A 26,269-nucleotide genomic window follows, 5' to 3' on the forward strand; every position below is an offset into this window, starting at 1 on the left:
ACACCCAGTGAGCATTGGCAACGACGAGTGGGCCCTCTCTGGGGCCCCACCCGAAGGGCCGGGGGTGATTCATGTGTTTACAGGCCCTAACGCAGTGCGTCACCTCGACATTTCAAACAGGACAAACAGGAGATTAGCTATGAGCCGTATCGGCGACTGGATGCAGGAGTCTGCGCACGACGTTCGTGTGGCAGCCGAATCGGATGTGGTGGTGGTGGGCGGCGGGCCGGCCGGCCAGGCCGCGGCCCTTGCCGCTGCGCGCAACGGTGCGAGCGTGACGCTGCTGGAGCGCTACAACCACCTCGGCGGCCTGGCCTCGGGCGGCATGGTGCTGGTGCTCGATGACATGTGGGACAACCACCAGAAGGAAATCTCGGTGCGCGGCATCTGCCTCGAGATGATCGATCGCATGGCCGCGCTCGGCCTGGCCGAATATCCGAAGCAGCAGGACTGGGGCAGCCTGCCCGACTCGGTGCGGCGCTGGAAGCGCTGGGGCACCTACGACTTCCACAGCAAGGAGAAGCCGCACCCGATCTGCTTCGCGGCGGCCTTCGACCCCGACGCGTGGAAACGCACCTCGCTCGAGATGGTGCAGCGGGCCGGCATCGAACTGCGCCTGCACTCGTGGTTCTCCCGTACCCTGGTGGAGGACGGCAAGGTCAAGGGCGTGGTCTGCGAGACCAAGGGCGGGCGCGAAGCGATCCTGGGCAAGGTGGTGATCGACACCACCGGCGACCTCGATGTCGCGGCATCGGCCGGCGCGCCCCACATCAGCGGCGCCTACATCGTGACCACGGTGTTCCGGCTCGGCGGCGTCGATACCGACGAGGCCGAGCGCTTCGAGAGCGAGGAGCCGCAGGCCTTCCAGGCGCTGGACCGCGAGGTCAAGCACATGCTGGGCGGCGCCTGGGAGAACTGGTGGCTCAAGACGCCGCTGCCGGGCATCGTCTGGTGCAACTGCCCGCACATGCCCGGACTCGACGGCCTGAAGGTGGCCGACCTGACGCGCGCCGAGGTCCAAGGCCGCAACACCATCCACAAGGTGATCGACTTCGTTCGCGCCCGGCTGCCCGGCTTCAAGAACTGCTACCTGGTCGACATGGCTCCGCAAACCGGCATCCGCCAGACCCGGCTGCTCGAAGGCGAGTACGTGATGACCAAGGAAGACCTGGCCCAGCGCACCCGCTTCGAAGACAGCGTGGCCCGCGGCCGCGACTACTACTACCCCTTGCGCACCCTGCTGCCGCGCAGCGTGGAGAACCTGCTGGTGGCCGGCCGCCACTACTCCGCGACCTCGGCGGCGCAGAAGATCTCGCGCGAGATCCCGCCCTGCATGGCGATGGGCGAGGCCACCGGCGTGGCCGCGGCACTGGCGCTCGACGCCGGCGTGTCCGTGCGCCACGTGGACGTCGCCAAGCTGCAGCGCACGCTGCGCGCCCAGGGCGCCGACCCCGGCGACCAGAAGGGCCCGAACACCGATGTGCCGGCGATCGCCCGCTCATTTGCGGAGGCCGCGTGATGACGACCGCTAACCTGCCGCTGGCCGGCATCCGCGTGATCGACTTCACGCAGGTGATGATGGGCCCGGTCTGTACCCAGATGCTGGCCGACCACGGGGCCGACGTGATCAAGATCGAGCGCAAGGGCGCGGGCGACCTGAGCCGCTCGACCTTCGCGCCGGTCGCGGGGCACGACAACCCGATCTTCTGCAGCCTCAACCGCAACAAGCGCAGCGTCGAGATCGATCTGCGCGATGCGGCGCAGATGGACCTGGTCAAGGCATTGATCGCCGATGCCGACGTGGTCACCAACAACTTCCGCGCCGGCGTGATGGAGCGCCTCGGCCTCGGCTACGAGGACTGCAAGCGCCTCAACCCGCGCATCGTGTATGCGGTCGGCACCGGCTTCGGCGAATCCGGACCCTATGCGCACAAGGGAGGGCAGGACGTGCTCGCGCAAGCCTTGACCGGCGTGATGGCGCGCCGCGCCGATGCCTCGGTGCCGATCTCGATCTACCCGACCGCGTTGGCCGACTACACGGCCGGCATGCACATGGTGCAAGGCATCCTGTTCGCACTGCTGCAGCGCGAACGCACGGGCGAGGGCCAGAAGATTGCCGTCTCCCTCTACAACTCGATGTTGTCGATGCAGATGCAGGAGGCTGCGATGGTCATGATGGAGGACTCGGAGGTCAACTGGGCCGCGATGCCGCTGTCGGGCGTCTTCGATACGCAGACCGGTCCGCTGGTGCTGGTCGGCGCGTTCAAGGCGAATCCGTTGCGCGACATCTGCGCCGCGCTGGAGATCGACGATCTCTCGCAGGACGCGCGCTTCGCCAACCTGGCAGCGCAGTTCGCGCACAAGGCCGAGCTGCACGCGATCTTCCACGAACGCTTCGCGAGCAACACGCGCGAACACTGGCTGGGCCGCCTCGAGGCAGAGGACCTGCTCTCGGCGCCGGTGCGCGACATGCGCGAGGCGCTGGTCGACCCGCAGACCCTGCACAACAGAATGATCCTGGAGGGCGAGGATTCGTCGAAGCGCGAACTGAAGTTCATCGCCAGCCCGATCCAGATGTCCGGCGCGCAGACCGGCCTGCTGCGCGAGCCGCCGCGGCTTGGCCAGCACACCGAGGAAGTGCTCGCCGAAGCTCGCGCGCTGATCGAAGAGGCCGGCGCATGAGCGTCCTGTTCGAAGTCGCGCACCATGTCGCGACGGTCACCATCGACCGGCCCGAGGTGATGAACGCGGTGGACCTGCCCACCGAAGCCGAGCTGATCCGCATCTGGACCGAGATCGAGCGCCGCGACGACATCCGTGTCGTGGTGCTGACCGGCGCCGGCGAGCGCGCCTTCTGCGCCGGCGCGGACCTGAAGAACACGTCGAATCTCAAAGGCGTCGACTACTGGGCCGCGGCCCGGCCCGGCGGCTTCGGCGGCATCGCGCTGCGCGAGACGCTCGACGTGCCGGTGATCGCGCGCGTCAACGGTTTCGCCCTGGGCGGCGGCCTCGAGATGGTGCTGGGCTGCGACCTCGTGGTGGCCTGCGAGGAAGCCAGCTTCGGCCTGCCCGAGCCCCTGGTCGGGCGCCTTCCGCTGGACGGCGGCATGCTGCTGCTGCAGCGGCAGATCCCGTTTCGCCAGGCCATGGCCATGATGCTGACCGGGCAACGGATCCAGGCGCAGCGCGCGCTCGAGATCGGGCTCATCAACGAAGTCGTGCCGCGCGCCGGGCTCGACGCGGCGGTCGATCGCTGGGTGCAGCAGCTGCTCGCCTGTGCGCCGCTGTCGCTGCGGGCCGTCAAGCAAGTGGTGCGGCACACCGGCACGATGTCGCCGGCCCAGGCCCACGGCATGCGCTTGCCGGCGCTGGTGAAGGCGCTGCAGTCCGAAGATTCGAACGAAGGCGTGCTGGCCTTCCAGCAGAAGCGCAAGCCCCAATGGCAGGGCCGCTAGGCGAGTCGTCCCATGGCCCACGTCATCACCACCGCCTGCATCGACGTCAAGGACGGCGCCTGCGTGAAGTGCTGCCCCGTCGATTGCATCTACGAAGGCGAGCGCACTCTGTACATTCACCCGGATGAATGCATCGACTGCGGCGTTTGCGTGTCCGCCTGCCCGACGGAGGCGATCTACGAAGAGTTTCGGCTGCCGCCCGAACTGGGGCATTTCATTGCGATCAACCGCGAGTTCTTCGATGCCGAGGTCAGCGGCCTCGGCTCGCCCGGCGGCGCCGAGGCGCGGCGCGTGGCTTGCGACCATCCGCGCATCGCACAGGAAGCGCCGCGCGCCTGAGCAGCCAGGCTGCAGGAGGGCGGGCTGATGCATGCCATCGTCCTGAAGTACTTCATCGAGGTGGCGAGCTGCGGCTCGGTGCGCAAGGCCTCGGAGCGGCTGTACGTGGCGGCCAGCGCCGTCAACCGGCAGATCCACAAGCTCGAAGACGAGCTCGGCGTCGAGCTGTTCGACCGCCTGCCCAACGGGCTGCGCCTGAATCCGGCGGGCGAACGGCTGCTCAAGCATGCGCAGGAAACGCTGCACCAGTTCCAGGTGATGCGCACCGAGCTCGATGCGCTCAAGGGCGAGCGCACCGGCCATGTGAAGCTCGCCGCGATGGACTCGTTCTTCGAGGAGCTGCTGCCGGCTGCGGTCGAGGAGTTCCTGCAGATCTTCCCCGCGGTCACCTACACCATCACCGCGACGCAGCCGATGGAGGTGCCTCAGCTGGTGATGTCGGGCCAGGTCGACGTGGGTCTCACTTTCGTGAATCGCCTGCCCGGCGGCGTCGCGGCGGTGGCCCTGGCGAATCTTCCGATCGGGCTCGTGATGCCGCCGGGGCATCCGCTGGCGAAGCACGACAGCGTGTCGCTGAAGGATTGCGCGAACTTTCCGTTCTTGCGCTCGAGCTCGCACCCCGTGGTCAGCGCTTCGCTCTCGCCCGAGTTCACCGCCTTCTGGGACGACATGGAGCCGGCCGCAACCTGCAATTCGACGCCCCTGCTCAAGCGGCTGATCATGGGCGGCAAAGGCATATCCTGCTTCTCGAAGATTGCCTTCATCGAGGAGCTCAAGCGCGGGGATCTGCTCTGGCGGCCTTTCGCGCTGCCGGCGCTGAACCAGATGCAGGTGGGCATCGTGGTGCCGTCGCAGCGCATCCTGCCCCACGTCACGCAGAACTTCGTCGGCCGCATGGCGCGGCGCCTGGCGCAGCTGGAGAGCATCGCCGCCGCGCTCTAGGGCTGCTTCAGTGCGTGACGCGGCCCCGCATGGCTGCCGGATGCCCCGCCAGCCCGAAGGATTTGCCCGTAGGCACCAGCGTGTCGCCGTCGACGCGCAGGATCGTGATGTCCTGGTCGATGAAGTTGCCGACATAGAGGTACTTGCCGTCGGCGCTGAACACCGCGCCTTCTGGCAGGCCGCGCACCTCGACCTCGTTGGTGCGCGTGACCTTCCGGCCGTCGATCCGCAAGCCCACCACCGAGCCGTTGCGGTTGTAGAAGTAGGCGTTCTTCGCCGAGTTGCTGCCGCGCAGCAGCACCGCCACGGCGAACTTGCCGGTCGGGCTCACGGCCAGGCCTTCGGGGCCGTCGCCGACCACCACCTTGTCGATCACGCGCGGCGGTTTGGCTTCGAGGTCGATCACGCTCACCGTGTCGATCTGGCCGTCGGAAGCGCCGGAATTGCCGTTGTCGGCCGTGAGCGCGAGCTTGCCGTCGGGCGTCACGTCCAGGTTGTAGGGCCAGAGGCCGGCCGCGAAATCGAGCTTGTTGTACGTGACCTTCTCGCCCTCGACCTCGAGCATCGCGACCTTGTGGTTAGGGAACTTGCTGGCGAGCGCGCGCCGGCCGTCGGGCGTGAAGCGCACGTGCGAGACCGACTCGCCCATGGCCACGGTGTCGATCAGCGTCACCTTCTGGCCTGCGATGCGCAGCACGCTGACCGAGTTGTCGGCGCGGTTGGCCACCAGCGCCAGCGTGCCCGCGCGGTTGATCGACAGGCCCGAGGGCTGCCTGCCGATGGCGAGCGTGTCGATCAGCTTCGGCGGCGTGGCGGCGAGGTCGATCACGAACAGCCGGTTGTCCGGCACCTGGCGGCGCACGCCGTTCTCCTCGACCACGTTGAGCGAGTTGGCGACCAGCGCGAGCTTCTCGTCGGCCGTGATCGCGAGGTTGGTCGGCGGCCCGGCGATGGTGTTGTCCAGCGGCAGCGTGACCACGTTGCGCGGCGCGAGCGGATCGGTGCCGATGTCGATCACCTGCACGCTGTCGCGGCCATGGGCGGCAAGCACCACGGCGCCGGCGTCGCTCCACGACTGCTTCTCGTCGTTGGCGACCAGGAGGAGCTGGCGTTGTCCTGCCGTGGGTGTCATGCCGGCGCAGCCTGAGAGGGCGGCCAGGGCGAGCGTGCCGAGAGCGAGGAAGCGAAGGCGCATGGTGTTGTCTCCGTTGTTGTTTTCGACGGGGCCCGTCGGGCGGCCATCGTAGCCGGCGAAGCGCCGCGCAGGCTCAGGGAATACCAGCCGCCGCCGCGCCTTCAGGCCGCGACCGTCTCGTCGAGGAAACGCCGGATGGCTTCGGCGATCTCGTACCCATGGGTTTCGAGCGCGAAGTGGCCGGTGTCCAGGAACTGCACCCGCGCGTTCGGGTTGTCGCGCGGAAAGGCCTCGGCGCCCGCCGGCAGGAAGAAGGGATCGTTTCGCCCCCACACCGCGAGCAGGGGCGGCCGATGCGCGCGGAAGTACTGGTGGAACTCGTGGATCGAAACCTATGCGGCGCTCGCCGGCGAGATGAGGGCGGGAGCTGCCGCGTGAACGATTCGGTGGCGGCCTACCATGCGGCGCATCGCTGGCGCGCGAGATGCATGCGCGTGCTGTTGCGGCGCGGCGTTGCGCGTTTGGTTCTTGCCGCGGCTAGCGTTCGCTGTCTATCGCACGCCGCATGACGGGTGCGTCCGTTTACGTCGTCGCCGCGAGCGCGGCGGCGGTGTCGTAGAACTCCATGAAATCCACGATCTTGCCGTCGCGCATCCGGATCACGTCCGCCTTGGGCGTCTTCACCGTCTTGCCGGTTCCGCGATGTTTCCACTCGCAGCTGCCCAGCATCACGACGCGGTCGCCCTGGGCAACGAATTCATCGGCCGTGTAGTCGAGCATCTCCCAGCTCCTGCTCAATTCCAGGAAATAGCGCTGCACTTCAGATTTCGAACAGCAGCCCTGGGTGTAGCTCGCGCCTGCGGCGGTGGCGCCGAGCGAGCACCAGTGGACATCCTCGGCCATCAGGTCCATCCAGTGCTGGGCGCTGTCGCCCCTTGAGTCGTTCCAGCGAAGGTATCCGTCGCGCAGGACTGCCACGTTTTTCTCTTCCAAAACGGTCATGAAAGCCTCCTGGTCCACAGCGGACGCTCATCTTGCACAAGTTCGATGACGACGGCAATCTGCCATTGGACAAGCTTGCCTGCGCCGGCCAGATCATGCTGCTGGTGCGGTGTGTTCTGCCTCTCGGCCTTCGTCATCCGGGTGGCGCGCAAGCCGACGCGCAAAGTGGATCTTCCCCAAGCCGGCCATTGGGGCCTTTCCGTGGCTTATTGCACGCTTCGGCCGATCGCTTGCGCGAATCGGCTGAAGCGTGAAATCCATCGCTTCCGCCTATGCCTTCGCGCGCATCCAATGGGCTCCCTGGTCTTCAACAAAAGGGCCGCCATGTTCTCCAAGCTGTTGAGCTCATCCCGACGCGTCTGGCACCGGACTTCGCCCGTGCGCCGACGACAGGCGGTCGTGGCGCAGGCGCACGGCCAGACCATGCTGCTCGACTGCCAGTGGCAAGAAGGCTGGTGGTCGGGCGTGGTCAAGATTCGCGAAGCTTCGGAAGAACGCGTCGTGCATGTCTGCATCGAGCTGCGGGCCACCGCCGACGATGCGCTGAACGACGCCGAGCACGACGCGCAGCGCCTGGCGCTGATGTTCGCGCAGTAGGAGGAGACCGCCATGCACCCCGACGCCATCGAACTGATCGTGGACGAGCCCGTCGCCGGCCACTTCTACTGGATCCTGCAGAAGCACGCCGAACTCGACGGCAAGCCGATCGCCATCGAATCCGCGCAAGGCCCGATGCCGAGCTACAGCGCCGCCATGATGGCCGGCATCGAAGCGCTGCAGCGGCGGGCCGACAGCCGCGGCGAGGGCGCTGCCTGCCCCGTCGTCACCGTGTACGTCGATCCGTTCAGCGCAGCATCGCCGACATCGCCGAGCAGCAGTTGAGCATGCGCACCGCGGCCTCGACCGAGGGCGCGGAAAAGCGCAGCTCGGTCGCGGCGACGCGCTCGAACTCGGGCCACTGGCAGAACAGGTCGGCCAGCGCGGGCGCTTGGGTGTGCAGCGTGACCGAGAGCGGTTTCTGCATGACGAATGTCCGTGCGCCGTCACGGGCCGCAAGAGCCGCTTCCACGCCGATGCGGATCGCCGCACACGCCTGTGCCGGCGACAACGACACCCCGCTGGTCTGGCCCGTCGCACGCTTGGTCTGCACGAAGGTGGCGTGCGGGAACAGCGGCCGGTTCTCCGCGATGAAGACGTCGTCGCCGCTGGCCATCAGCACCGGCGCGCCGTATTCGCCCGCCAGCGCACCGTAGAGCGCGGCCTCGCCCACGGCCTGGCCGTTGATCTCGACGCCGGCGAAGGCGAAGCTGTTGATGGTGTGCGCAAGGATGCCCAGGCCCTGGGCGCGCGAGTGGTAGCCGACCATGCACACGCCGTCCATGCCGAGTTCGACGCCGCTCACCATGCTCAGGTAGCGCGGCTTGCCCTGGATCACCTGGGCGCGCGCGTCGAGCAGCTCGGGCAGCATGTTGCGGAAGTCGCCATGCGAGTCGTTGACCCAGACCTCGCTCGCACCGCCGTCGAAGGCGCCGGCGATGGCCGCGTTCGCCTCCTCGGTCATGAGCCGGCGGGCGCGCTCGTATTCGGGATTGCCGGCACGCACCTGCTGGGAATGGAAGACGCCGGCCACGCCTTCGATGTCGACGGAGATCAGGATTTTCATGTTGGAGCAAGTTCGCGCAGCAGCGCGCTGAGCGCCGGCCGCACATGGCCGTCGCGTCCGGTGACGGGATCCGCACGCCACAGCGCGTTCAGGATGGCCTGCTCCGTGCTGTCGGCCGCGGCCTGGAACAGGTCGTCGAGCAGGCCGTCGTGCAGGAGCGCGACGGCCGGCATCGGCGCTTCGCGCCGCTGCGGCAGCGTGTAGGCGGTCGAGAAGGCGAGCGCGATGTCGCCGCTGCCGTGGCCGAAGACCGAGCCGGTGCGCGCGAGGCCGGCGCCGGCGCGCAGCGCCAGCCGGCGCAGCTGGCGTGCGTCGAGCGGTGCGTCGGTGGCGATCAGCATGATGATCGAGCCCTTCTCCGTATCGGCCTGCTGCGCCGTTGCGAGCCGTCTGCCGACCGGCTGGCCGGCGATGAGGAGGTTGGGCAGCAGGCCGAAGTTGGCGAGCACCAGCGCGCCCACCGTGTGCGTTCCGGCGCGCCGCGATGCGCTGCCGATGCCGCCCTTGAGCGAGAAAGAGGACATGCCGCGCCCGGCGCCGACCGAGCCCTGCGCCACGTCCTCGCCGGCCGAGGCGCACGCCTGCAGGTAATGGCCCTCGTTGACTGCCATGCGCTGGATGTCGTTGAGGAAGCCATCGTTGCACTCGAACACCAGCGGGTTCACCGTCGGTAGGCTGCGCCCGCATTCGGGATTTGCGGCGACGCACTGTCGGATCTGCGCCGCCGCCACGGCCGGCACCGAGAAAGTGTTGGTCAGCGCGATCGGCGTCTCCAGCACGCCGAGCTCCTCGACCTGCAGCAGGCCGACGCTCTTGCCGAAGCCGTTGAGCACCGCGAAACCCGCGGGCACGCGCTGCAGGTAGGGATCGCCGGCATGGGGTCGAACCACGGTCACGCCGGTCTGCACCTCGCCCTCGGCCAGCGTGGCATGGCCGACCGTGACGCCGGCGACGTCCGTGATGGCGTCGCGTGGGCCCGAAGGCAGCGTGCCGATGCGCGGGACCGCGGGGCTCATCTTCTAGAGCCGGTCGATTTTCGGATCGAGGGCATCGCGCAGACCATCGCCCAGCAGGTTGAAAGCCAGCACCGTGAAGAAGATCGCCAGCGACGGGAACAGCGCGACGTGCGGCGCGTTGACCATGTCGGCGCGCGCCTCGTTGAGCATCGCGCCCCACTCGGGCATCGGCGGCTGCGCGCCCATGCCGAGGAAGCTGAGGCTCGCGGCCGTGATGATCGAGGTGCCCAGGCGCATCGTGAAGTAGACGACGATGGACGAGATCGTGCCCGGAAGGATGTGGCGCAGCAGGATGGTGCGGTCGTTGGCGCCGATGCTGCGCGTGGCCTCGATGTAGGTCAGGTTCTTCAGCACCAGCGTGTTGCCGCGCACCAGCCGCGCGAAGGCCGGCACGCTGAACACCGACACCGCGACCACCACGTTGGTCATGCTGCTGCCCAGGATGGCGACCACGCCCAGCGCCAGCAGGATGCCGGGAAAGGCGAAGAGCACGTCGGAGATGCGCATCACGATGCGGTCCCACCAGCCGCCGTAGTAGCCGGCCAGCAGGCCCAGCACGGTCCCCACGATGGCGCCCAGCACCACCGAGAGGAAGCCGGCGGCCAGCGAGATGCGCGCCCCCATCAGGATGCGGCTGAAGATGTCGCGCCCGAGCGGGTCGACGCCGAACCAGTGCGCCGCCGAAGGGCCCGCATTGATCTTGTCGTAGTCGAAGAAGTTCTCGGCGTCGTAGGGCACGATCCACGGCGCGAGGATCGCGACCGCCACCAGCAGCAGCACGAAGACTAGCGCGGCCAGCGCCACGTGCTGCATGCGGAACTTGCGCCAGAACTCGGTCCACGGCGTGCGCACTTTGCCTTCGGTGGCGAGCATCGGGACCGGCGCGTCACTTGTAGCGGATGGTGGGGTTGATATAGCCATAGAGCACGTCGACCACGAGATTGATCAGGATGAATTCGAGCGAGAAGAGCAGCACCAGCGTCTGGATGATGGGGTAGTCGCGCATGTCGACCGCGTCGACCAGCAGGCGCCCGAGGCCGGGCCAGTTGAACACCGCCTCGACCACGATCGAGCCGCCGAGCAGGAAGCCGAACTGCAGCCCCATCATCGTGACCACCGGGATCAGCGCGTTGCGCAGGCAGTGCTTCAGGATGACCCACTTCTCCGACACGCCCTTGGCGCGCGCGGTGCGAACGAAGTCTTCCTGGATCACCTCGATGAAGGAGGCCCGCGTGAAGCGCGCCATCACCGCGGCCACGGCGGCGCCCAGCGTCAGCGAGGGCAGGATGTAGTGCCGCCACGACTCGGCGCCCACCGTGGGCAGCCAGCCGAGCTGGACCGAGAAGATCTGCATCAGGAGCATGCCGAGCGCGAAGGCCGGGAACGAGATGCCTGAGACCGCCAGCGTCATGCCGAGCCGGTCGGGCCACTGGTTGCGGAACACCGCCGACGTGATGCCGATGGCCATGCCGAAGACCACGGCCCAGGCCATGCTGCTGATCGTTAGCAGCAGCGTCGGCATGAAGCGCTCGGCGATCTCGGTCGACACCGGCCGCTTGGAACGCAGCGAATGGCCGAAGTCGCCCTGCAGCATGTTGCCGAAGAAGTTCAGGAACTGCTGCGGCAGCGGCTTGTCGAGGCCGAGGTCCGCGCGCACCAGCGCCACGGTCTCGGGGCTGGCGTCCGGCCCGGCCGCCAGCCGCGCCGGATCGCCGGGCAGCATGTGCACGAACAGGAACACCAGCACTGCGACGATCAGCAGCGTCGGCAGCAGACCCAGCAGGCGCTTGAGGACGTACTGGGTCATGGGCGATTCCGCGCCGCGATCACTTCAGCTCGACTTCGTCGAAGTTGAAGCTGCCGTCCGGGATCACGTAGAAGCCGGCCAGGTTGCGCGCGCGCACCGACAGCAGCTGCTCGGTCACCAGGAAGGCCCAGGGCGCGTCCTTCCAGATGCGCTGCTGCGCGTCGGCGTAGATCTTGGCCTTGGCGGCAGGGTCGGTGGTCACCAGCGCCTTCTTGATGTCGGCATCGACCTCGGGGTTCTTGTAGTAGGCGGTGTTGAAGAGCTTGGGCGGGAAGGACTCGGAAGCCAGCAGCGGACGCATCGCCCAGTCGGCCTCGCCGGTCGACGAGGACCAGCCCACGTAGTACATGCGCACCGGCGCGGTGGCCGGGTCCTGCGCGCTCTCGACGCGTTCGACGCGCTGGCCGGCCTCGAGCGCCAGCACCTGCACCTTGATGCCGACCTGCGCCAGCTGCTGCTGTACGAACTGGATGACCTTCTGTGCCGTCGTGTAGTTGTAGGCCGACCAGAGCGTGCTCTCGAAGCCGTTCGGGTAGCCGGCTTCCTTCAGCAGCTCGCGCGCCTTGGCCGGGTTGTAGGGCCAGGGGCCGAGCTTGGCCGCGCCCTCGATGCCCTTGGGCAGCACGCCTTCGGCCGGAATCGCATAGCCCGAGAACGCCACCTTGACCAGCGCTTCCTTGTTGATCGCGTAGTTGACGGCCTCGCGCACCTTCGGGTTGTCGAAGGGTTTCTGCTGCGTGTTCATCGAGATGTAGCGATGGATGATCGAGGGCGAGCTGCTCACCTCGAGGCTGGGCTTTTCCTTCAGCGTCGCGGCCGCTTCGGGCGGCATCGGGAAAGCGAAGTGCGCTTCGTTGGTCTGCATCATCGCGGCGCGCGTGTTGTTGTCGACCACCGGGCGGAAGGTGATGCTGTCGACCTTCGGGTAGCCCTTCTTCCAGTAGCCGTCGAACTTGGCGACCTTCAGGTAGTCGGTGGCCTTCCATTCGACGAACTTGAAGGGGCCGGTGCCGACCGGGTTCTGCGCGATGCCCTTGTTGCCGTACTTGGCCAGCGCGGCCGGCGAGATGATCACGCCCGAGGGGTGCGCGAGCGTGTTGATGAAGGGCGAGAAGGGCTCGCTGAGCGTGAAGCGCACCGTGGTCGCGTCGACCGCCTCGGTCTTGGCGATGTTCTTGTAGAGGTTGTAGCGCTTGAGCTTGTTGTCCGGGTTGGTCACGCGGTCGAAGGTGGCCTTCACGGCTTCGGCATTGAAGGGCGTGCCGTCGTGGAACTGCACGCCCGTGCGCAGCTTGACGGTGTAGACCAGGCCGTCCTTGCTGACGGTGTGGCCCGTGGCCAGCACCGGCCCCATCTTCATGTCCTTGTCGAAGCCGTAGAGGCCCTGGTAGAAGGACTTCGCGACGGCTTGCGACAGCGTGTCGTTGGCGTCGTAGGGGTCGGTGGTCGTGAAGCCGGACTGCACCGCGACGACGATGTCCTTGGCGGCGTGCGCCGACAGCGCGAAGCCGGCCAGGCCGGCGATGGTCAGCGCGGCGGCGATGCGGGAGAGGCGTTGCTTGTTCATGGTGGAACTCCTTCTTTGAAGTCGGTGACGTTGAAAATCAGTTGATCGGGTGCTGCGCGACGAAATGGCCGGCGCCTACCTCGACGAGCGGCTTGACGCCGGGCTCGTAGCCCACGGGGTGCATGGGGCTGGGAATCTCGCCCTGCAGCAGCGGCCGGTCGCGGTTGCGGCGCGCCGGATCGGCGACCGGCACGGCCGCCATCAGCTTGCGCGTGTAGGCGTGCTGCGGATTCTCGAAGATCGCGCGCCTGGGGCCGATCTCGACGATCTGGCCCAGGTACATCACGGCCACGCGGTGGCTGATGCGCTCGACCACGGCCATGTCGTGCGAGATGAACAGAAAGGCGATGCCCAGCTCGCGCTGCAGGTCCAGCATCAGGTTGACGATCTGCGCCTGGATCGACACGTCCAGCGCCGACACTGACTCGTCGGCCACCACCACCTTGGGGTTGAGCGCGAGCGCGCGCGCAATGGCGATGCGCTGGCGCTGGCCGCCGGAGAACTCGTGTGGGTAGCGCTGCGCGTAGTCGGCCGGCAGGCCGACCTTCTCGAGCAGCCAGCGCACGCGCTGCTGCGCCTTGGCGCCGCTCGCGATCTTGTGCACCAGGAGCGGCTCCATGATCGAGAAGCCCACCGTCAGGCGTGGGTCGAGCGAGGCGAAGGGGTCCTGGAAGATGAACTGGATGTTGCGCCTGAGCGCCTGCAGCTCGCCGGTGGGCAGCGTGAGGACGTTGCGGCCGTCGAACTCGATCGCTCCGCCCTGGCTCTCGACCAGGCGCAGCAGCGAACGGCCGGTGGTGGACTTGCCGCAGCCCGATTCGCCGACCAGCGCCAGGGTCTCGCCGGCACGCAGATCGAAGCTGATCTGTTCCACGGCATGCACCACGCGCGTCACGCGGCTGAAGAGGCCGCTTTTCAACTCGAAGCGGGTCACCAGGTCTTTCACGCGCAGGATCGGTGGCTGGTCGCCCTGCACGGTGTCCTGCGGGCTCGCATCGCTCACGCTCACGCGGGCGCCCACGGCGTCGACCTGCAGCAGCTCGAAGCGCCGGGGCAGGTCGGTGCCGCGCATCGCGCCCAGGTGCGGCACGGCCGAGAGCAGCGCACGCGTGTAGGCATGCTGCGGCGCCGCGAACAACTGCTCGGAGGGCCCGGCCTCGACCTTGTCGCCCTGGTACATCACCAGCACGCGATCGGCCACCTCGGCGACCACGCCCATGTCGTGCGTGATGAACACCACGCCCATCTGCATCTCGGTCTGCAGCTCGCGGATGAGCTGGAGGATCTGCGCCTGGATCGTCACGTCGAGCGCGGTGGTCGGCTCGTCGGCGATCAGGAGCGAGGGCCGGCACGACAGCGCCATCGCGATCATCACGCGCTGTCGCATGCCGCCCGAGAGCTGGTGCGGGTAGCGCGCGAGCACGCTGCGTGCTTCGGGAATGCGCACCAGCTCCAGCATGCGCAGCGCCTCGGCGGCTGCTGCGGCGCGGTCCTTGCCCTGGTGGATGGCGATGGCCTCGGCGATCTGGTCGCCGGCGGTGAACACCGGGTTCAGCGAGGTCATCGGCTCCTGGAAGATCATCGCGATGTCGGCGCCGCGGATGCCGCGCATCGTCGCGTCGGAGGCCCGCGCCAGGTCGAGCACCCGGCCGTCGCGGCGCCGGAAGGCCATGCGGCCTTGTGCAATGCGGCCGCCGCCGTATTCCACCAGACGCATCAGCGACAGCGAGGTGACGGACTTGCCCGAGCCCGACTCGCCGACGATGGCCAGCGTCTCGCCGCGGTCGACGTGGAAGGACAACTCGCGCACCGCGTCCACGGTGCGCTCGGAACTCGCGAAGCGCACGGTGAGCGCGTCGACGGCGAGCACGCGCTGGCCGGGCAGCTCCAGTGCGGCGGATGTCGCGGTTGGCGCGGAGAGGACGGCGGACATGGTGGCAGCGTTCATCGATGGATGGCAGTGTGCGGCGGCTCGGCGCCGCGCGCATGGCCCCGGTACATGCCCTCGGTGTTGAAGGGCAGGCAGACGTTGCCGGCGCGGTCGATGGCGATCAGGCCGCCGCTGCCGCCGATGGCAGGTACGGCCTGCATGATCACGGCGTGCGCGGCCTGCGCCAGCGACTGGCCGGCGTAGCGCATGCGCGCGCAGACGTCGTAGGCCGCGGCCGTGCGGATGAACATCTCGCCGCTGCCGGTGCAGGACACGGCGGCGCGCTTGTCGTCGGCATAGGTGCCGGCGCCGATCAGCGGCGAGTCGCCGACGCGGCCGACGCGCTTGTTGGTCATGCCGCCGGTGGAGGTGGCAGCCGCCAGATGGCTGCGCCGGTCGAGCGCGACGGCGCCAACGGTGCCGAACTTGTTCGTTTCGTCCAGTGGCGCGGTGGACAGCGCCGCTGCGCGTGCCGCGCCGTCGTGGTCGAGCGCGACGCGGCCTTCGGCGCGCGCGCGCCGCAGCTGCTCGCGGCGCGCCTCGGTGGAGAAGTACTCCGGTTCGACCATTTCCAGCCCGCGCCCGCGCGCGAAGGCCTCGGCGCCGGCACCGGCCAGCAGCACGTGGGCGCCGTCGTCCATCACCGCGCGCGCGGCGTGCACCGGGTGGCGGACGCGGCTGACGCCGGCGACGGCGCCGGCGCGCAGCTCGGCGCCGTCCATCACGGCCGCGTCGAGCTCGTGCGTCTCGGCGCTGGTGAAGACCGCACCGTGGCCGGCGTTGAACAGCGGGCAGTCCTCCAGCATCTCGACCGCCAGGCACACCGCGTCCAGCGCGCTGGCGCCGCGCAGCAGCAGCGCCTGGCCGGCGAGCACGATGGTGCGCAGCGCGTCGTGGTAGGCCGCGGCCGCGCTCGCGTCCAGCGCCGCCGCGCTGATGGTGCCCGCGCCGCCGTGGATGGCAATGACCGGTGTGGTTCTCATCGTGCCTTCTTCTTTCTGTTCGGCGCGCGCGGCGCCGGCGCCTGTTGGTTCTTTTCGGCGTTGGCGGCCCGCAAGTCCTGCGCGCCATGCAGCCAGGGCATGACCGAGTGGACGATCTTGCCGGCGGCCTGGAACGCGCCCGGCGCGCGCAAGGCCACCGCGCTGGTCAGCGCCTCGATCAGCGCCAGCACGCTGGTCTCGCAGTTGGGGCGGTAGCGGGTCTCGGTCTGCGCATAGAGCACCACGTCGGCCAGCGGCGCCAGCGGCGAGCTGGGCCGGTCGGTCAGGGCCAGCACGCCCACGCCCTGGGCGCGGGCGATGCCAGTCAGCGCCATGGTGTCGGTCAGGTAGCGCGGGAAGCTCAGCGCCACCAGCAGGTCGCGCGGCCCCCCGCGCGACAGGGCGCGCGCGCCGTGCGTGACGCCGCTCACCGAGGGCAGCAGGCGCACGTCGGCGCAGTAGGTGTCCAGGCCATGCTGCAGCAGCCCGGACAGCCAGGCGCTGGCGCCGAAGCCGACGACGTAGATGGTGCGCGCGTCGAGGATGCGCGCCACCGCCGCCTCGCAGGAGGCCGGGTCCAGCGCCTGGCGGGTGGCCTCGATGTTGCCCCGGCTCTCTTCCAGCGCGGCGGCAAAGACCTCGGCCACCGTCGAGGGCTGCGCCAGGCTGCCGCGCAGCCGTTCCACCGGCGCCAGCAGGGGCTCGAAGCCGCGGACCAGTTCGGCGCGGAAGTTCGCATAGCCGTCGAAGCCCAGGGCGCGCGCGAAGCGGTTGGCGGTGGCCACCGACACGCCGGCGGCCGTCGCCAGTTCGTCGATCGGCAGCGTCGCGACCTGCAAGGGGCGCTCCAGCACGTAGTCGGCCACCTGCCGGTGCGAGCGCGTCAGCTGCGGCAGGGCCTGCGCGATGCGCTGCGCCACGGTGGTTGCGGAAGTCGCGGAAGAGGCAAGCATTCGGTTCGGGCTCGCCCCTTCAAGGTGCGAAATATGAAAAGAAAATTACAAAGTGGTGCGAGAAAAGAAAATTTTCGATCATCGGCCGATGTTTAGCAAGTCGTGGGCCAGTGGGTTTTCACCAAGGGACCTGTCGCGCCTGTCATTCGAGGCGGGCGTGGCAATCCGAGTCGTGCGCGTGAGCAGCGAGTGCTCCGGCGACACCGTCAAGGCGGTGGCCCGCCGCGCGGGCTTCGGTAGCGCTGCTGCGTTCTCACGCGCGTACTCTCCGTACTCTCGTACGTATGGCTCCGCGCCCCGCGGCGGCGAGATCAAGCGCAGTGCCAGTTGACGTGATGCGTGGCGGGCATCACGCAGCACGGCAAGCGCGTGCGCTTCTACTCGACGGTCGAGGCCTTGATGTCCTTGAATCTGGCCATGGATTTCAAGCCTTCGCGATGTGCAGGAAGTTGGTGGTTCCGACGACGCCGAATGGCATGCCGGCTGCGATCGCGACGTAGTCGCCCGAGACGGCGTAGCCTTCCCGGCGCGCCAGCCCACAGGCGCTGTCGATCATGTCGGGCACGTCCTGGATGACTGCATCGGAATGCACCGAGTGCACCCCCCAGGTCAACGCGAGCCGCCGAGCGATGCCCAGGTCAGGTGTGATGCTCAGCACGGGCGCGACGGGCCGCTCGCGTGCTGCGCGCAGGCTTGTCGCTCCGGATCGCGTGTAAGTCACGATGGTGGACAACGGGAGCAAACTTGCAGTAACGCGCAGCGACAGGCACACGGCGTCTGCCACTGACGTAAGTGGCTCTTTCCGCGACGCATCCATGCCCGAGCGGTAGTAGGGATCGGATTCGACCTCGGCAATGATCCGGTCCATCATCGCAACCGCCTCCCGTGGATAGGCGCCGGAAGCGGACTCCGCGGAGAGCATCACGGCGTCCGCGCCGTCGTACACCGCGGTCGCAACGTCGGAGGCCTCGGCCCTGGTGGGAACCGGTGCGGCGATCATCGATTCGAGCATCTGGGTGGCGACGATCACCGGCTTGCCCGCGTCGCGGCAGGCACGCACGATCCGCTTCTGGATCCGCGGTACCTGCTCGGCGGGCAGTTCGACGCCCATGTCGCCGCGGGCGACCATCACCGCGTCAGTCAGGGCGATGATCGCGTCGAGGCATTCGATGGCGGCGGGCTTTTCCAGTTTCGAAAGGACACCGGTTCGACCTTTGACGATCGCATGCACTTCCTCGAGATCCTCCGGTCGCTGGACGAACGACAACGCGACCCAGTCCACTCCCAGCGTCAGGCCGAAGGTCAGGTCGGTACGGTCCTTGGCCGTGAGGGCTGAGATCGGCAGCAGGACCGATGGAACGTTGACGCCTTTGCGTTCCGACAAGCGTCCACCGTTGACCACACGGGTCTGTGCGAAATCGTGACCGCAAGCTTCGACGATCAGACATATCTTCCCGTCGTCGAGCAGCAGGTCCGTGCCCGGCTTGAGGGCGGCAAAAATCTCTGGGTGCGGCATGGGTGCCCGTGAGGCGTTGCCTGGAGTCGGATCGAGGTCGAGGCGGAAAGCCCCTCCTGTCTTCAGCTCGATCGGGCCGTCTGCGAACGTCCCGATGCGCAGCTTTGGTCCCTGCAAATCGAGCAGGATCGAGATAGGGCGCCCGGCGTCGTGCTCGACCTCGCGGATCATCTTGACGCGCTCGGCATGCTGCGCGTGGGTTCCGTGACTGAAGTTGAGCCGAAAAACATCGGCACCGGCGTCGAACAGCGCTCGGATGGTGACAATGTCGGCACTTGCAGGCCCGAGGGTGGCGACGATCTTGGCGTGGCGTGAACGCTTCATGACAGGTTCCGGATCAAAGAATGAAATCAGTGCTGACGAACTTCGACTCACGTCCGCCGTCTGAACCACTCCAGGCCGGAGGATGTCGCTCCTTTCGGGCGGTACTCGCAGCCTATCCAGCCATCAAAGCCCAATTCATCGATCAAGTTGAATAGGTAGTCGTGATTGAGTTCACCGACGTCGGGTTCATTCCGAAGCGGTACTCCAGCGATCTGCAGGTGGCCCACATGGCCGGAAGGCAGATACTTGCGCAGCTTCATCGACACATCGCCCTCGACGATCTGGCAGTGGTAGAGGTCCATCTGGACTTTCAGATTCCGTGCGCCGACCTCGGCCACGACCGCGTGCGCCTCATCCTGCCGATTGAGGAAGAATCCGGGAATGTCGCGCGTGTTGATCGGCTCGATCAGTATGTCGACGCCGCGAGCAGCCGCCTGTTCTGCGGCCCAGGCCAGGTTGGCGGTGTAGGTGCGGCGCAGCGTGGTGCGATCCGCGTCCGCCGCCGCAAGCCCTGCCATCGCATGCACGCGCGGGCATTTCAATGCCTCGGCGTAGTCCAGCGCTGTCAGGACACCGCGACGGAATTCCTGTTCGCGCCCGGGCAGACACGCAATGCCGCGTTCGCCCGCATCCCAATCGCCGGGTGGAGCGTTGAACAGTACTTGTTGCAGGCCATGGTCGCTCAGACGCTGCGCGAGAACGGCGCTGTCGTAGGCGAATGGAAACAGGTATTCGACGGCCTTGAAGCCGTCATCGGCCGAGGCGGCGAAGCGGTCGAGAAAGTCATGCTCAGGGTAGAGCATGGTCAGATTGGCGGCAAAGCGGGGCATAGAGCTTCCTTCGTGGGGTGTTACCAGCGCGCGCCGAAGTGGGTACGCAACTCGTCGATACGTTCAGGTGAGAGCGGCTGAGGCCTTGCCGTCAGCCAAAGCCGCGCGGTCTCCTCCAGCTCTTCGAGCACAGCGCAGGCTTGCGCGGGCGAGCCGTGCCATACGTTGGGACCGAGCCGGTCGAGCATCACGGCGCGGATGGGCGTGCCCGCTTCTCGCATCGTCACGATGCGGCGTGCCACTTCGTCGCCTGCGGCGGGATCGCCGGGCCGGTGGTATGGGATCAGCGGAACGTGACCGACCTTCATCACGTAGTACGGTGTGATCGGAGGAACGATGTCGTGCGCGTTCCACACGCCAGCGAGCGAGAGCGCGACCAGGTGGGTGGAATGCGTGTGGATCACGCAGCGCGCGTGCGGGTCGGCCGCATAGATGCGTCGGTGCAGGGCGAGCGTCTTGGATGCGGGGCCGCCGCCGGTTTGAACGCCGTCGATGTCCACCTCGGCCAGGTGCACCGGTTCGAGCTGCCCGAGGCATGCATCGGTGGGCGTGATCAGAAAGCCATTGTCGGTGCGCACGCTGATGTTGCCGGCCGTGCCATGCACATAGCGGCGGTCGAACAGCGACGCGCCAACCCGGCAGATTTCCTCTCGCACGTCGCTTGTCATGCCGCCAGCTGATCGAAAGCCTTCGTGAAGAAGTCGGTCGTTCCGAAGTTGCCGGACTTCAGTGTCATATGCAGCGTCTCGCCGGCACACGCCGGGGAGTGCACGGCCGTCCACGGCACGCCCGGGTCGATCTGGGGGCCGATGCCCATCTGACGCACATTGAGCTCGCGCACCACCGCACCCGAGGTCTCGCCGCCGGCCACGATCAGTTGCCGCACGCCGCGCTCGACCAGTCCGAGCGCGATGCTTGACAGTGCCTCCTCGACCAATTCGCCGGCACGTGCGACGCCGAGTTGCGCCTGGACGTCCTTGACTGAAGCCGACTCGGCGGTGGCGTACACCAGCACCGGCCCATCGAGTACGTGCTCGCCGGCCCAGGCCAAGGCCTCGCCCACCACGTCGTCGCCGGCAGCGATCGCCAGCGGGTCGACCGCAAAGCTTGCCCGCCCGCTGCGCTTGAAGTGCAGGACCTGCACGTTCGTCGCCTGCGAGCAACTCCCCGACACGATCGCCCGAAGGCCCGAAGCGGGCGGCAGCCTGTCGGCCCTCGCGGCTGCCGCACCGGGTTCGTTGAACTGCCAGTTCTGCGGCAGGCCGATCGCCAGGCCGGATCCGGCGGTCACCAGGGGCATGTCTTGCACCGCCGCGCCGATCTGTATCAGGTCCTGGTTGGAGACCGCGTCGACCACGGCGATCCGGACACCTTCGGCCTTCAGCGCCGCAAAGCGCTCGCGAATGGCACGCGCACCCTGCGCGACCACGTCATAGGTCACCAGCCCGACCTTGTGCTTCGTCTGAAGCTGAAGCACGCGCACGAGATTGGCGTCCGTCATCGGCGTCAGCGGATGGTTGCGCATGCCGCTGTCGCTGAGCAACTGCTCGCCGACGAACAGGTGGCCGTTGAAGATCGTGCGCTGGTTCTCCGGAAACGCCGGGCAGGCGATGGTGAATTCGCCGTCCGGCAGATCGGACAGCGCGTCGAGCAGCGCATCGGTGACGGGACCGATGTTGCCCTCGGGCGTCGAGTCGAACGTCGAGCAGTACTTGAAGTACACCTGCTGCACGCCCTGGGCGCGCAGCCAGCGCAGCGCATCGAGCGACTGGGCCACGGCGTCGGCCGGCGCGATGGTGCGCGATTTGAGCGCCACCACGATGGCATCGGCATCGATCGCGGCAGATTCGTCCTCGGGTATCCCGATGGTCTGCACGGTGCGCATGCCGCTGCGCACGAGGTTGTTGGCGAGGTCGGTCGCGCCCGTGAAGTCGTCAGCGATGCAACCGAGCAGAGGCTTCGCGACCATGGCGCTCATCGTCCAGCCTTCGGCAGTTCGATGCCGGGGAAGATCTTGATGACCGCCGAGTCGTCTTCCTTCGCGAAACCGGCGGTCGAGGCCTGCATGAACATCTGGTGGGCGGTGCTCGCCAGCGGCAAGGGGAACTTGCTGGCCCGTGCGGTGTCGAGCACCAGCCCGAGATCCTTGACGAAGATGTCCACCGCCGAGAGGGGTGTGTAGTCGGCCTTCAGCACGTGGGCCATGCGGTTCTCGAACATCCAGCTGTTGCCGGCACTGTTCGTGATGACCTCGTACAGCGAGGCGGCGTCGACCCCTTCGCGCAAGCCGAGCGCCATGGCTTCGGCGGCGGCTGCGATGTGCACGCCGGCGAGCAGTTGGTTGATGATCTTCACCTTGCTGCCGTTGCCGGCGCGGTCGCCGAGCCTGTAGACCTTGGCCGCCATCGCTTCCAGCAGTCCCTCGCAGCGCTCGAACGCGGCGGGCTTGCCGGCCGTCATCATCGTCATGTCGCCCGAAGCGGCCTTGGCCGCCCCGCCCGAGATCGGCGCATCCAGGTACAGGATGCCGAGCGCTTCAAGCCGCGATTCCAGTGCGATCGACCAATTGGGGTCGACGGTGGAGCACATCACGAACACGCTGCCGCCGGCCAACTCGGAAGCGGCGCCGTTCGGGCCGAAGAGGATCTCCTCGGTTTGCTGCGCATTGACGACCACCGATATGACCACATGGCAGGACTTGCCTACCTCGGCGGGTGAGGCGCAGGCGACGCCGCCGTCCTTCGCGAAGGCTTCTGCCGCGCCGGGGCGCGCATCACACACGTGCACGGCGTGGCCCGCGCGGCGCAGCGACTTTGCCATTCCGGAACCCATGGCGCCGAGGCCGATGACTCCAATGTTGCTCATGAGGCTCTCCTCAGCGATTGACCAGGCGCGCAGGCGTTCTCAGCACCGCGATGGCGCCGACCACCAGCGTGCCGGCCAGGACGTACATCCCGCTTTGCGTGCTTTGCGTCGCATCCTTCAAGTAGCCGACCAGGTAGGGACTGACGAACCCGGCCAGGTTGCCCACCGAGTTGATCGCCGCGATACCGACCGCGGCGGCGGCTCCCGACAGGAACGAAGTCGGCAGCGACCAGAAAAGCGGCGCGCACGTCAGCACTCCGGCAGCGGCCAGGGAGAGGGCCGCAACGGAGACGACGGTGTTGTGGACGAACGAAGCCGCAACGATGAAGCCGACCGCACCGAAGATCGCGGGAACAACCAGGTGCCAGCGGCGCTCGCGATGCGCGTCGGCGCTGCGTCCGATGAGGTTCATGGCCACGATGGCGCAGCCGAACGGAATGGCGCTGAAGAGGCCGATGTTGAGGTTGCCGGTCACGCCGGTCGCCTTGATCAGGGTCGGCATCCAGAATGTCAGGCCGTACTGCCCCATCACGAAGCAGAAGTAGATCAAGCACATCAGCCAGACGCGCCGGTCACCGAAGATCGCGCCGATCGAATGCTTGCTTTGCGTGCCCTTCTGGTCGGCGACGATTTCGCGTTCGAGCAGTTGCTTTTCCTGCTCGGTGAGCCATTTCGCCTGGCGGATGTTGTTGTCGAGGAACATCAGCACGACCAGGCCCATCACCAGCGCGGGCAGGGCCTCGATGATGAACATCCATTGCCAGCCCTGCATTCCGCCGGTGCCCTGGAAGAGGTCCATGATCCAGCCCGACAGCGGATTGCCGAAAATGCCCGCGACCGGAATCGCCGACATGAACATGGCGATGATCTTGGCCCGGCGATGGGCCGGGTACCAGTACGTCATGTACAGGATCACCCCGGGGTAGAAACCTGCTTCGGCAAGCCCCAGCAGGAAGCGCATGACGTAGAACGTCGTCGGCGTCTGGACCCAGATGAACGCGGCCGACAGCAGGCCCCAGGTGATCATGATCCGGGCGATCCATACGCGGGCGCCTACGCGGTGCAGCAGGATGTTGCTGGGCACTTCGAAGAGGAAGTAGCCGACGAAGAAGACGCCCGCGCCGAGGCCGAAGACGGTCTCGCTGAAGCCCAGGTCTTGCGACATCTGCAGTTTGGCGAAGCCGACGTTGACGCGGTCGAGATAGGCGACCACGTAGCACAGCATGAGCAACGGAACGATGCGCCAGAACACCTTCGCATAGGTTCGATCGGCTTCGGCGACGACGGGCCCCTCATGGGGCGATGTGGCGATGGTGGTCACGGGTGTCTCCTGGTGGTGTGGTGAATCGGTGTCCACGGGCAGCGGTCCAGCGCAGCGAATGCGGGAAACCTCGAGGCTGGGCCATTCCGGTTGTTCGCGCTAACAATTGCATTTTTGCTCGACTGTTAGCGCAAACAATTCAGTATTTACCCTGCCCATTGCGGGACCCACGGCGATGCGGCCTGCAGTCCCAGGCATCGAGAGTGGCCGCTATGCTTGGCTACTCGGCGGGCTTCGCGGCGAACGTTGACGCCGCCGGGTCCGGGCCTGAGCAAATGAGAGGGGATTCAATACCCGATGGATGAACGACAGGAATCTTCTGGCGACGTGACGTTGTCCGAGGTCGCGCGCCTGGCCGGGGTGAGCGGCATGACCGTGTCACGGGTGCTGCACGACCATGTGAACGTCTCCGAGGAGACCCGCGCCAAGGTGCAGGCGGCGGTGGCGGCACTCGGCTACGTGCCGAATCGCCTCGCTGGCGCCCTCGCCACCGCAAGGACGCGATTGATGGTGGTGATCATTCCGTCGCTGGGCAACATCGTGTTTCCGGAGGTCCTGCGCGGAGCGAACGAGCGCTTCGAGGCGGCCGGCTACCAGGCCGTGATCGGCGTGTCGGACTACGACCTCGCGAAGGAAGAGCAGCTCATCGCCGCAATGCAGTCATGGCGGCCGTCGGGCTGGATCCTCGCCGGGCTCGAACACACGCCGCGCGCCCGTCAGATGTTGCGCGAGGTCCGCAGTCCCGTGGTCGAGGTGATGGACATCGATGGCGAGCCGATCGACATGGCGGTGGGATTCTCGAACGTCGCGGCAGGGCGGGACATCGGCAAGTTTCTGACCGACAGCGGCCGACGCCGCATCGGGTACGTTGGCGGCAATCTTGAGCGCGACCTTCGTGCTGGCAAGCGCCTGGAAGGCTTCGTGCAGGCCCTGTCCGAGCGCGGCATCGCGTTGCAGGGTCGGTTCACCGCCGACCAGCCGTCGTCCTTGCTGCTGGGCCGCTCCGGTCTGGCGCAACTGCTTGCCCGGCACCCGGATCTCGATGCCGTCTATTTTTCCAACGACGACATGGCCGTGGGCGGCCTCATGCATTGCATGGCTGCCGGTATATCGGTGCCCGACCAACTGGCCCTGGCGGGATTCAACGGACTGGAAATCGGTGAAGCGGTGCCGCTACGCTTGACGACGATCAAATCGCCGCGCTACCGCATCGGTCAGCTCGCCGCCGACCACATCCTCGCCAGGCTTGCCGGCCAAACGCCCCCGCTGCGGGAGGATATTGGCCTCGAGTTCATTGCCGGGCAGACAGCGTAGAGACATCACCTCCCGCTGCGCCTCACTGCGACTTCAGGTACTGGGCGAGATCTGCAATCTCCTGCGGGGTGAGGCCCAGCGATCGCCTGGTGTTGTAGGTGGCTGCGACCTCCTCGAGCGTGGCGGCGGACCCGTCATGGAAGTAGGGCGCATGCTGCCAGACGCCTCGCAGAGGCGAGGTGCGGTACATCCTGGTCGCCGAACGGGAAGCGTAGCTCGGCGTTTCCGGTTCCGCCATCGAGTCGCTGGGGGGATGCAGCGTCGAGTTGGCATCCGTGAAGAGGGCGCCGCTGTGGCAGTTCACACACTTTCCTGCGCCGTCGAAGACCACCTTGCCCCGCGCGGCTGCAGCGGCGTCGAAACTGCCCGCCGGCGCAGCGGGGGCCTTCAACGACAACTGATACGCCTGCAACGCGGGCAACTTGTTCGTCACCAGGTCTGCGGTGCCGTTGGTGATGTTCAGGTTCAGGCGCGGCTCGGAGAAACTTCCCTGGCCGCCCATCTGGGTCACGGCCACATACCGGTTCCAGTAGGCGATTTCGGCGCCGTCGCCGGTGAAAGTCACGCTGTGAATGCCCTCCAGCCCATAGGCCGGCGGGATGACCACCGGCTTGTTGAGGCCATCGATGTTGAACCGCGGGTCGTACTTGCCTTTGCCCCAGGAGAGATAGACGGCTTTCTTGGCCGCGTCCACCGCCGGGGAAAGCGCGATGATGGCGCCGGGATTCAGGTCCCCATTGGGCCAGCCATCGAGCCGCTTGCCGATGCCCGGCGCGAAAGAATTGTCGACGGTCGAGTGGCAGAGGGCGCAGGTGACGCCGACGCGGGTCAGCGCATCCTTGCCGCCGACCGTCTCCACAGTGCCCTTGAGGCCGACCACAGCGTCCAGCTTCAGCAAGGCGACGGTCGTGGCGGGACTCTTGAGATCGACACTTCCATCCTGGATGCCCTTCGCCACGGCCGGCGGCAGCGCCTCGGCGTCGACCTTCAGCCCGACCGCCAGCGCGGTCACGGGGCTGACTGCGGTACTGATGACCTCATGCATCCGCAGCGTGCCGGTCCAATGGGCTTCGTCGCCGAAAGTGTCGAAGCGGAAGATCTGCTTGCCCTGTGCGACGAGAGCGGCTTGCTCGGCTGCCGGACCTCCGGCGCCACCCGTACCGACGCCGCCTCCACCCCCGCCACCGCCGCACGCGACAGTCAGCGCGGCTGCGACCGCAGTCGTGGTCGCGATCAGCACGGTTCGTGCGCCGACCTGGGTTCCAACGCCGCTCGCTTCCAGCCATTCACGACGTGACGTGGTCATG

Annotated in this window: 26 protein-coding genes and 1 pseudogene; 9 read left to right on the forward strand and 18 right to left on the reverse strand. The window is 67.3% G+C overall.

All coding sequences use genetic code 11. The annotated features are described in order from the left end of the window. Nucleotides 1–139 precede the first annotated feature (139 nt). Genes ACSQ9A_RS05330 through ACSQ9A_RS05350 form a run of 5 tightly spaced genes read left to right on the forward strand, consistent with a single transcriptional unit; the run spans nucleotide 140 to nucleotide 4,736 of the window. Nucleotides 140–1,519 (forward strand): FAD-dependent oxidoreductase, encoded by a 1,380-nt coding sequence (locus tag ACSQ9A_RS05330; protein WP_093111610.1) that lies wholly within the window; start codon nucleotides 140–142, stop codon nucleotides 1,517–1,519. Next, nucleotides 1,519–2,682 (forward strand): CaiB/BaiF CoA transferase family protein, encoded by a 1,164-nt coding sequence (locus ACSQ9A_RS05335; RefSeq protein ID WP_093111608.1) that lies wholly within the window; start codon nucleotides 1,519–1,521, stop codon nucleotides 2,680–2,682. The genes ACSQ9A_RS05330 and ACSQ9A_RS05335 overlap by 1 nt, the downstream gene beginning before the upstream one ends. Then, nucleotides 2,679–3,455, forward strand: coding sequence for an enoyl-CoA hydratase-related protein (locus ACSQ9A_RS05340; protein ID WP_093111606.1), 777 nt, complete (start codon nucleotides 2,679–2,681; stop codon nucleotides 3,453–3,455). Before ACSQ9A_RS05335 ends, ACSQ9A_RS05340 begins: the two co-directional genes overlap by 4 nt. 12 nt (nucleotides 3,456–3,467) lie before the next feature. Next, nucleotides 3,468–3,794, forward strand: coding sequence for a ferredoxin (fdxA, locus tag ACSQ9A_RS05345; RefSeq protein ID WP_093111604.1), 327 nt, complete (start codon nucleotides 3,468–3,470; stop codon nucleotides 3,792–3,794). A 27-nt stretch (nucleotides 3,795–3,821) separates the two neighbouring features. Then, on the forward strand, nucleotides 3,822–4,736 hold the full coding sequence (locus ACSQ9A_RS05350; protein ID WP_093111602.1) for a LysR family transcriptional regulator: 915 nt from the start codon (nucleotides 3,822–3,824) through the stop codon (nucleotides 4,734–4,736). A 7-nt stretch (nucleotides 4,737–4,743) separates the two neighbouring features. On the opposite strand, the gene ACSQ9A_RS05355 is transcribed toward ACSQ9A_RS05350, so the two are convergent. From ACSQ9A_RS05355 to ACSQ9A_RS05365, 3 genes and pseudogenes are all read right to left on the reverse strand, one after another. After that, entirely contained in the window at nucleotides 4,744–5,931 is a 1,188-nt protein-coding gene (locus tag ACSQ9A_RS05355; protein ID WP_436302926.1) for a YncE family protein, read from the reverse strand. Nucleotides 5,932–6,032: 101 nt separating this feature from the next. Next, nucleotides 6,033–6,251, reverse strand: a pseudogene (locus ACSQ9A_RS05360) (alpha/beta fold hydrolase); the annotation flags it as partial. A 202-nt stretch (nucleotides 6,252–6,453) separates the two neighbouring features. Beyond that, nucleotides 6,454–6,873 carry a nuclear transport factor 2 family protein gene (locus tag ACSQ9A_RS05365; RefSeq protein ID WP_436302927.1) on the reverse strand — a complete coding sequence of 140 codons (420 nt, stop codon included), beginning with the start codon at nucleotides 6,871–6,873 and terminating at the stop codon, nucleotides 6,454–6,456. 32 nt (nucleotides 6,874–6,905) lie between these two features. Between ACSQ9A_RS05365 and ACSQ9A_RS05370 the strand changes: the two genes are divergently transcribed. The 3 genes from ACSQ9A_RS05370 (at nucleotide 6,906) to ACSQ9A_RS05380 (ending at nucleotide 7,755) form a co-directional block, all read left to right on the forward strand. After that, on the forward strand, nucleotides 6,906–7,127 hold the full coding sequence (locus tag ACSQ9A_RS05370; protein WP_436302928.1) for a hypothetical protein: 222 nt from the start codon (nucleotides 6,906–6,908) through the stop codon (nucleotides 7,125–7,127). Between the two features lie 70 nt (nucleotides 7,128–7,197). After that, nucleotides 7,198–7,470 (forward strand): hypothetical protein, encoded by a 273-nt coding sequence (locus ACSQ9A_RS05375; RefSeq protein WP_139191794.1) that lies wholly within the window; start codon nucleotides 7,198–7,200, stop codon nucleotides 7,468–7,470. A 12-nt stretch (nucleotides 7,471–7,482) separates the two neighbouring features. After that, on the forward strand, nucleotides 7,483–7,755 hold the full coding sequence (locus ACSQ9A_RS05380; protein WP_093111594.1) for a hypothetical protein: 273 nt from the start codon (nucleotides 7,483–7,485) through the stop codon (nucleotides 7,753–7,755). Here ACSQ9A_RS05380 and ACSQ9A_RS05385 read toward each other — a convergent pair. The 14 genes from ACSQ9A_RS05385 to ACSQ9A_RS05450 form a co-directional block, all read right to left on the reverse strand. Then, complete coding sequence (locus tag ACSQ9A_RS05385; RefSeq protein WP_436302930.1) at nucleotides 7,718–8,536, reverse strand: M55 family metallopeptidase; 819 nt, start codon at nucleotides 8,534–8,536, stop codon at nucleotides 7,718–7,720. The two genes, ACSQ9A_RS05380 and ACSQ9A_RS05385, sit on opposite strands and share 38 nt — an antisense overlap. Further along, nucleotides 8,533–9,552, reverse strand: coding sequence for a P1 family peptidase (locus ACSQ9A_RS05390; protein ID WP_436302931.1), 1,020 nt, complete (start codon nucleotides 9,550–9,552; stop codon nucleotides 8,533–8,535). Before ACSQ9A_RS05390 ends, ACSQ9A_RS05385 begins: the two co-directional genes overlap by 4 nt. A gap of 3 nt (nucleotides 9,553–9,555) precedes the next feature. Then, on the reverse strand, nucleotides 9,556–10,425 hold the full coding sequence (gene gsiD / locus ACSQ9A_RS05395) for a glutathione ABC transporter permease GsiD (protein WP_244504109.1): 870 nt from the start codon (nucleotides 10,423–10,425) through the stop codon (nucleotides 9,556–9,558). Nucleotides 10,426–10,438: 13 nt separating this feature from the next. Next, nucleotides 10,439–11,359, reverse strand: coding sequence for a glutathione ABC transporter permease GsiC (gene gsiC, locus ACSQ9A_RS05400; protein WP_436302932.1), 921 nt, complete (start codon nucleotides 11,357–11,359; stop codon nucleotides 10,439–10,441). Between the two features lie 19 nt (nucleotides 11,360–11,378). Next, entirely contained in the window at nucleotides 11,379–12,926 is a 1,548-nt protein-coding gene (gene gsiB, locus ACSQ9A_RS05405; RefSeq protein WP_093111584.1) for a glutathione ABC transporter substrate-binding protein GsiB, read from the reverse strand. 37 nt (nucleotides 12,927–12,963) lie between these two features. After that, the gene (locus tag ACSQ9A_RS05410) at nucleotides 12,964–14,859 is read right to left on the reverse strand and encodes a dipeptide ABC transporter ATP-binding protein (RefSeq protein WP_436302933.1); all 1,896 of its coding nucleotides are present in this window, start codon (nucleotides 14,857–14,859) and stop codon (nucleotides 12,964–12,966) included. Nucleotides 14,860–14,870: 11 nt separating this feature from the next. After that, nucleotides 14,871–15,839, reverse strand: a complete 969-nt coding sequence (locus tag ACSQ9A_RS05415; RefSeq protein WP_436302934.1) for an isoaspartyl peptidase/L-asparaginase family protein — start codon at nucleotides 15,837–15,839, stop codon at nucleotides 14,871–14,873. Further along, entirely contained in the window at nucleotides 15,836–16,792 is a 957-nt protein-coding gene (locus tag ACSQ9A_RS05420; protein ID WP_436293723.1) for a MurR/RpiR family transcriptional regulator, read from the reverse strand. Before ACSQ9A_RS05420 ends, ACSQ9A_RS05415 begins: the two co-directional genes overlap by 4 nt. A gap of 424 nt (nucleotides 16,793–17,216) precedes the next feature. Continuing rightward, nucleotides 17,217–18,632, reverse strand: a complete 1,416-nt coding sequence (pyk, locus tag ACSQ9A_RS05425) for a pyruvate kinase (RefSeq protein ID WP_436302935.1) — start codon at nucleotides 18,630–18,632, stop codon at nucleotides 17,217–17,219. A 47-nt stretch (nucleotides 18,633–18,679) separates the two neighbouring features. Beyond that, nucleotides 18,680–19,462, reverse strand: a complete 783-nt coding sequence (otnI, locus tag ACSQ9A_RS05430) for a 2-oxo-tetronate isomerase (RefSeq protein ID WP_436302936.1) — start codon at nucleotides 19,460–19,462, stop codon at nucleotides 18,680–18,682. Between the two features lie 20 nt (nucleotides 19,463–19,482). Beyond that, entirely contained in the window at nucleotides 19,483–20,130 is a 648-nt protein-coding gene (locus ACSQ9A_RS05435) for a class II aldolase/adducin family protein (RefSeq protein ID WP_436302937.1), read from the reverse strand. Continuing rightward, complete coding sequence (gene otnK / locus ACSQ9A_RS05440) at nucleotides 20,127–21,440, reverse strand: 3-oxo-tetronate kinase (RefSeq protein ID WP_436302938.1); 1,314 nt, start codon at nucleotides 21,438–21,440, stop codon at nucleotides 20,127–20,129. The genes ACSQ9A_RS05435 and otnK overlap by 4 nt, the downstream gene beginning before the upstream one ends. Further along, a complete protein-coding gene (gene ltnD / locus ACSQ9A_RS05445) occupies nucleotides 21,437–22,327 on the reverse strand; it encodes an L-threonate dehydrogenase (protein WP_436302939.1) in 891 nt (296 codons plus the stop codon). The genes otnK and ltnD overlap by 4 nt, the downstream gene beginning before the upstream one ends. 10 nt (nucleotides 22,328–22,337) lie before the next feature. Then, a complete protein-coding gene (locus ACSQ9A_RS05450) occupies nucleotides 22,338–23,648 on the reverse strand; it encodes an MFS transporter (protein WP_436293719.1) in 1,311 nt (436 codons plus the stop codon). 297 nt (nucleotides 23,649–23,945) lie between these two features. Here ACSQ9A_RS05450 and ACSQ9A_RS05455 point away from each other — a divergent pair, with 297 nt between their 5' ends. Continuing rightward, nucleotides 23,946–24,962: a LacI family DNA-binding transcriptional regulator gene (locus ACSQ9A_RS05455; protein WP_436302940.1), complete on the forward strand. Its 1,017-nt coding sequence runs from the start codon at nucleotides 23,946–23,948 to the stop codon at nucleotides 24,960–24,962. A gap of 22 nt (nucleotides 24,963–24,984) precedes the next feature. Here the strand turns inward: ACSQ9A_RS05455 and ACSQ9A_RS05460 are convergent, their stop codons facing one another. After that, complete coding sequence (locus ACSQ9A_RS05460; protein WP_436302941.1) at nucleotides 24,985–26,202, reverse strand: c-type cytochrome; 1,218 nt, start codon at nucleotides 26,200–26,202, stop codon at nucleotides 24,985–24,987. Nucleotides 26,203–26,269: the final 67 nt, after the last annotated feature.

It is taken from the genome of Variovorax sp. LjRoot290, assembly GCF_964253985.1.
Taxonomy (GTDB): domain Bacteria; phylum Pseudomonadota; class Gammaproteobacteria; order Burkholderiales; family Burkholderiaceae_C; genus Variovorax.

Bases quoted from the DNA above. Each gene is read 5' to 3' on its own strand.
- ACSQ9A_RS05330 (WP_093111610.1), top strand. From the start codon at position 140: ATGAGCCGTATCGGCGACTGGATGCAGGAGTCTGCGCACGACGTTCGT.
- ACSQ9A_RS05335 (WP_093111608.1), top strand. From the start codon at position 1,519: ATGACGACCGCTAACCTGCCGCTGGCCGGCATCCGCGTGATCGACTTC.
- ACSQ9A_RS05340 (WP_093111606.1), top strand. From the start codon at position 2,679: ATGAGCGTCCTGTTCGAAGTCGCGCACCATGTCGCGACGGTCACCATC.
- fdxA (WP_093111604.1), top strand. From the start codon at position 3,468: ATGGCCCACGTCATCACCACCGCCTGCATCGACGTCAAGGACGGCGCC.
- ACSQ9A_RS05350 (WP_093111602.1), top strand. From the start codon at position 3,822: ATGCATGCCATCGTCCTGAAGTACTTCATCGAGGTGGCGAGCTGCGGC.
- ACSQ9A_RS05355 (WP_436302926.1), bottom strand. From the start codon at position 5,931: ATGCGCCTTCGCTTCCTCGCTCTCGGCACGCTCGCCCTGGCCGCCCTC.
- ACSQ9A_RS05365 (WP_436302927.1), bottom strand. From the start codon at position 6,873: ATGACCGTTTTGGAAGAGAAAAACGTGGCAGTCCTGCGCGACGGATAC.
- ACSQ9A_RS05375 (WP_139191794.1), top strand. From the start codon at position 7,198: ATGTTCTCCAAGCTGTTGAGCTCATCCCGACGCGTCTGGCACCGGACT.
- ACSQ9A_RS05380 (WP_093111594.1), top strand. From the start codon at position 7,483: ATGCACCCCGACGCCATCGAACTGATCGTGGACGAGCCCGTCGCCGGC.
- ACSQ9A_RS05385 (WP_436302930.1), bottom strand. From the start codon at position 8,536: ATGAAAATCCTGATCTCCGTCGACATCGAAGGCGTGGCCGGCGTCTTC.
- ACSQ9A_RS05390 (WP_436302931.1), bottom strand. From the start codon at position 9,552: ATGAGCCCCGCGGTCCCGCGCATCGGCACGCTGCCTTCGGGCCCACGC.
- gsiD (WP_244504109.1), bottom strand. From the start codon at position 10,425: ATGCTCGCCACCGAAGGCAAAGTGCGCACGCCGTGGACCGAGTTCTGG.
- gsiC (WP_436302932.1), bottom strand. From the start codon at position 11,359: ATGACCCAGTACGTCCTCAAGCGCCTGCTGGGTCTGCTGCCGACGCTG.
- gsiB (WP_093111584.1), bottom strand. From the start codon at position 12,926: ATGAACAAGCAACGCCTCTCCCGCATCGCCGCCGCGCTGACCATCGCC.
- ACSQ9A_RS05410 (WP_436302933.1), bottom strand. From the start codon at position 14,859: ATGTCCGCCGTCCTCTCCGCGCCAACCGCGACATCCGCCGCACTGGAG.
- ACSQ9A_RS05415 (WP_436302934.1), bottom strand. From the start codon at position 15,839: ATGAGAACCACACCGGTCATTGCCATCCACGGCGGCGCGGGCACCATC.
- ACSQ9A_RS05420 (WP_436293723.1), bottom strand. From the start codon at position 16,792: ATGCTTGCCTCTTCCGCGACTTCCGCAACCACCGTGGCGCAGCGCATC.
- pyk (WP_436302935.1), bottom strand. From the start codon at position 18,632: ATGAAGCGTTCACGCCACGCCAAGATCGTCGCCACCCTCGGGCCTGCA.
- otnI (WP_436302936.1), bottom strand. From the start codon at position 19,462: ATGCCCCGCTTTGCCGCCAATCTGACCATGCTCTACCCTGAGCATGAC.
- ACSQ9A_RS05435 (WP_436302937.1), bottom strand. From the start codon at position 20,130: ATGACAAGCGACGTGCGAGAGGAAATCTGCCGGGTTGGCGCGTCGCTG.
- otnK (WP_436302938.1), bottom strand. From the start codon at position 21,440: ATGAGCGCCATGGTCGCGAAGCCTCTGCTCGGTTGCATCGCTGACGAC.
- ltnD (WP_436302939.1), bottom strand. From the start codon at position 22,327: ATGAGCAACATTGGAGTCATCGGCCTCGGCGCCATGGGTTCCGGAATG.
- ACSQ9A_RS05455 (WP_436302940.1), top strand. From the start codon at position 23,946: ATGGATGAACGACAGGAATCTTCTGGCGACGTGACGTTGTCCGAGGTC.